The sequence below is a fragment of the Eggerthella sp. genome, from assembly GCF_048329335.1.
In the GTDB taxonomy this organism is placed as follows: Bacteria; Actinomycetota; Coriobacteriia; order Coriobacteriales; family Eggerthellaceae; genus Eggerthella; species Eggerthella lenta.
The window spans coordinates 1-4,528 of the sequence record NZ_DBFEGU010000248.1; the positions used below are offsets into that span (position 1 = coordinate 1).

4 protein-coding genes are annotated in these 4,528 nt (G+C 63.2%); all 4 read right to left on the reverse strand.

The window, feature by feature from the left end; genetic code table 11:
* A partial coding sequence (locus ACMO6A_RS08015; RefSeq protein WP_418471055.1) for a hypothetical protein occupies positions 1-223 on the reverse strand: 223 nt, incomplete at its 3' end.
* A 10-nt stretch (positions 224-233) separates the two neighbouring features.
* Positions 234-2,798 carry a nitrate reductase catalytic subunit NapA gene (gene napA, locus ACMO6A_RS08020; RefSeq protein ID WP_009307157.1) on the reverse strand — a complete coding sequence of 855 codons (2,565 nt, stop codon included), beginning with the start codon at positions 2,796-2,798 and terminating at the stop codon, positions 234-236.
* 100 nt (positions 2,799-2,898) lie between these two features.
* On the reverse strand, positions 2,899-3,513 hold the full coding sequence (locus tag ACMO6A_RS08025) for a 4Fe-4S dicluster domain-containing protein (RefSeq protein ID WP_009307156.1): 615 nt from the start codon (positions 3,511-3,513) through the stop codon (positions 2,899-2,901).
* A 223-nt stretch (positions 3,514-3,736) separates the two neighbouring features.
* On the reverse strand, positions 3,737-4,528 hold a 792-nt coding region (locus tag ACMO6A_RS08030; protein ID WP_418471056.1), incomplete at its 5' end, for a teichoic acid transporter.

The following is a 4,528-nucleotide window of genomic DNA, read 5'->3' on the forward strand; positions in this document are numbered from 1 at the left end:
GCATGGGGTTGGCCTGGTCGTTCGCGCCGTGGCAGCCGTAACAGCCCGCCGCGCCGAGGTTTTCGAAGCGCCCGTCGTGGCTCGTCGGCATCAAAGGCGGAGCGCCGGCGGGCACGTTCGCGTTCACGTCTTCCCTGGGGGCTTCCTGGCTGCAGCCTGCAACCGTGCCCAAGCCCAGCGCCATCACGGCCACGAGGGCGGCGGTTATCATGTGCTTCTTCATCGTCTTCCCCTTAGAGCTTCGTAATGGATACGCAGGTCTTCTTGTAGTCGGGTTCCTTGGACAGCGGGCAGTACACGTCCTGCACCGCCAGGTTCACCAGGGTCTCCTCGGCGAAGAATGGAGCGAACGTCACGCCGGCCGGGGGCTCGGTGCGGCCCGCCGTGGACACCTTGATGTCGAACTCGCCGTACGTCGACTTCACCTTCACCATGTCTCCGTCCTGGATGCCCAGCTTCTTGCAATCGTCCGGGTTCATGTTCAGCAGCGCCTCGGGCAGCGCGCGGTCGAGCTCGGGCACGCGACGGGTCATCGTGCCGGTGTGCCAGTGCTCCAGCAAGCGACCCGTGACGAAGTAGAACGGGTACTCGTCGCTGGGGGTCTGCGCGGGCGGTTCGTAGGGGCGGAACACCACGGACGGCTTCAGGTTGGCGGACTTGTAGAAGCTCACGCCGCCGGCCTGTCCGGGCTTGCCGTACTGCTTCACGCCGACCTCGTCGAAGCCCTCGTCCTGCGAGCCCTCGGCGAAGCGCCACTTCGTGGACTTCCAGGTGCCGTTCACGTTGCGCACCGGCCACGTCATGCCGTGGTTGGCAAGGTACTCCTCGTAGGGGGCCAGCTGCTTTGCCTCCATTTTGAGCTTGGCGCCGAACGTGCCGTCGGTATCGTCGTTGATAGCCTTGGCCTTGTCGTTCATCTCGGGGTTCGAGAAGATGCGGTACTCCTCCCACAGCAGGCGGTTCGTCTCGCGGTCGTCGTTCTTGAAATCGCGGGCGTTCTTGTCGTAGATGAAGCCGAACAGGTGGTCGAAGGCATCCTCGCTGCCGATCTTCTCGCCGTCGAGCACGCGATGCGCTACTTCCATGAACGTCCAGAGGTCCCACTTGGCCTCGCCCGGAGCGTCCACGGCCTTCTCGAAGACGGCGGTGCGGCGCTCGGCGTTGCCGAACTGGCCCTCTCGCTCCACCCACAGCGCCACGGGGAGCACGACGTCGGCGTACTGCGTGGACAGGGTGGGATACACCTCGTTGACCACGATGAACGTGTCGAAGATGCCCTTGTTGTCAGCGCCTTCGCCAAGGAAACGGGTGAGGTTCGGCATGGACTGCGCCCAATTGTTATGGGCGGACCACATGAAGTCGATGTTGCCCTTGGAAAGCTCGCGGAACATCTTCACCGTGTGCATGCCGGGAGCCTTGATCTCGTCGAGGTAGCCTTGCGGGAGATCCCAGATAGCCTCGGTGTAGCGGCGGTGCTGCTCGTTTGCCACCAAGAGGTCGGCCGGCAGGCGGTGGCTGAACGTGCCCACTTCGCGGGCGGTGCCGCAGGCGGTGGGCTGCCCGGTCAGCGAGAAGGGGCCGCAGCCGGGCTGGGCGATCTTGCCGGACAGCAGGTGGACGTTGTAAATGCAATGGTTCATCCATGTGCCGCGGTTGTGCTGGTTCACGCCCATGGTCCACAGCGACATGACCTTCTTGTTCGGATCCGCGAACACCTCGGCCAGCTCCTTGAGGTCCTCGACGGCCACGCCGGAGAGCTGAGAGGTGTACTCGAAGGTGTAGGGTTCCAGGCGCGCGGCGTACTCCTCGAAGGTGATAGGGCTCACCGCGTCCACCTTCGAGCCGATCTCGCTCTTGTCGTAGCCGTCCTCGAAGGAGTTGCCGATGTCCTCGGTGCCCTGCTTGAACTGCAGGTGGTCGTTCACGAAGGCCTCGTCGTACTTCTTCTCCGACACGAGGTAGTTTGCGATGCAGTTCGCGATGGCGAGGTCGGTGTTCGGATGGAAGATCATCGTCTTGTCGGCGCTCGCGCTCGTGCGCGTTCTGATGGTGCCGAGATCGTAGTGCTTCACGCCCTCGCCCGAGAGCTTGCGGGCCGTCAGGCGCGAGTACAGCATGGGGTGCGCTTCGGCCATGTTGGCGCCCCAGGTGACGAACACGTCGGCTTCGTCGAGGTCGCTGTATGATCCGGCGGGCTCGTCGGTTTGGAACACGTTCATGAACGCCACCACGGCGCTGGCCATGCACAGGCGCGCGTTCGGGTCGACGTTGTTCGAGAGAAGACCGGCTTTGATGAACTTGGCGCAGGCGTAGCCTTCGGTGATGGGCTGCTGGCCGCTCAGCCAGAAGGCCAGGCGCGACTTGTCGCTCTTCCACGTCTCTTTGAGCTTGGAAGACACGAGGTCGAGAGCTTCGTCCCAGCTCGCCTCGCGCAAACCTTCGCCGGTGCCCTTCGTGGACTTGTCCTCGCGGATCATCGGCGTGGTCAGGCGGTCGTCGCCGTACATGATCTTCGCCAAGTAGTAGCCTTTGACGCAGTTGAGACCCTTGTTGGACTCGTTGTCCGGGTCGCCTGTCACGCTGATCAGCTTGTTGTCCTTGACCTCGCAGATGACGCCGCAACCGCAGCCGCAGAAGCGGCACACCGACGTGTACTTCTGTCCGTCGCCCGAAGCGGCGGTCGTCGATTGGCCTTCGCCGCTTGCGCATCCCACGAGCGACGACATGGTGCCTGCCGCCGCCGCGCTCGCCAGCGCTACTGCCGTGGCCTTGACGAATCCTCGTCTTGAGATGTCCATGACATCCCTCCTTTTCCTCCCGTTACCCATTGCTATGTCCTAAACCTCCAACGGTTTGGCAGCTTGTTCAGGGGAGCTCGGCGCAGCTGCGCCGAGCTCGTCATGCCGAGGGCTCGATGCCGCCCGCCCGCTCCTCGTCGCTTGCGATGCGGATGGCCACCCGGGGCTCGCTGACCACGCAACGTTCCACGCATAGGCCGCATCCCACGCACTTGTCCTCGTCGATGACGGGGGCGAACACGGAGTGGATGGCATCGCCTTCGCGCAGGCGGTAGTCGATGACGATAGCTTCGTCGATGAGAGGGCAGGTGCGGTAGCATACTTCGCAGCGCATGCCCTGGAATGCGATGCATAGATCCTCGTCGATGACGGCGATGCCCATCTTCACGTCGGAGCGGGTTTTGATGTCGCGCAGCGCGTTCGTGGGACAGGCCTCGACGCAGGGAAAATCCTCGCATAGGCGGCAGGCCTGGGCGCGCGCATCGATCATCGGCGTTCCCACGGCGGTTCCTGCGTCGTCGCGTGCCGGCTTGATAGCGATATAGGGGCAGGCCTCCATGCATTTCCCGCACTTGACGCAGCGCGAAGCGAAGTCTTTCTCGCCATGCGCTCCGGGGGGCCGCAGCAGATCGGCTTCGCCATGGGAGGCGTAGAGCGCCGCCTGGAATGCCACCAAGGCTGCCGATGCACCCGCTATGACGCTCGATACTTTCATGAAATCTCCTCTTCCTTGCTCCGTATCATGCGCTCGAGCAGGTCATATGCCTATCGGGGTATATCCGAGGGCGCGTGAGGATAAACCCGACGCGGGGCAAGGGTTTTATACTGTTTTTAGAAAAGAATAATATTGAGGTGGAGAAACAAAGCGCCCCGCATCGTCGAAAGCGATGCGGGGCGCGAATGTTCGAATGCTCGAATGCGAGGATGGAAGCGTGCGGCTAGGAGCTCAGGCGAACGCCGACGTACACGGCGGTTTCGGGCAGGCCCGAGATGTCGTACATCTCGGACAAAGGGAGAGCCGAGACCTTCCATGTGTACGCGGTCCCGTCGACGTCGACCGTGCCCTGCTTGAACGTGTTGCCCACTTCGTCCACGCCCATGCCGTCCTCGGCGATGGTGGCCGGATCGAAGCCCTCGGCGGCGATGGCGGCGTCAATGGCGGCATCGAGGCTGCCCGAAGAGAAATCGGCGTAGCGCAGTCGCATGGACGTGCCGTCGCTGCGGTCGGCGTCGAGCGTCCACGAACCGTTGAGCAGCAAGGCCGCCTCGCTTGCGGAAAGCTTGGACACGCCTTTGTTGTACATCAGTCCCGCGTCGAGCTCGCTCACGTCGGACGGAAGCTTGATCAGCTCGAGGGCGGCTTCCGGATCGTCCGACATGCCTCCCTTGTCGATGACGGTAAGGCCTGCATCGGCGACGGCCTGCTTGATCTCGTCGTCGTTCAGCGTGATGTAGGATGTGAGCGCCGGCAGGTCGTAGGACACCTCGCGCGACAGGTTCTCCTCGACGCTGGCTTGCGCGCGAGCCGTGCCGCCCCTCACCGCGTCTAGGACGTTGAACAGCAGGTAGCCGCCGATAAGGGCTGCGACCAGGACGAAGGCGAACATGATGGCGATTTGCGGCCTCGGCATGTCGAGCGGGCGACGAAGGCCGCTGTCATCCAGATAGCGCACGGGGCCGTCCGTGTCCGCGTATTCGTTTCTGCGTGATTTGAATAGCATTGCGTCTCC

Bases quoted from the DNA above. Each gene is read 5' to 3' on its own strand.
- napA (WP_009307157.1), bottom strand. From the start codon at position 2,798: ATGGACATCTCAAGACGAGGATTCGTCAAGGCCACGGCAGTAGCGCTG.
- ACMO6A_RS08025 (WP_009307156.1), bottom strand. From the start codon at position 3,513: ATGAAAGTATCGAGCGTCATAGCGGGTGCATCGGCAGCCTTGGTGGCA.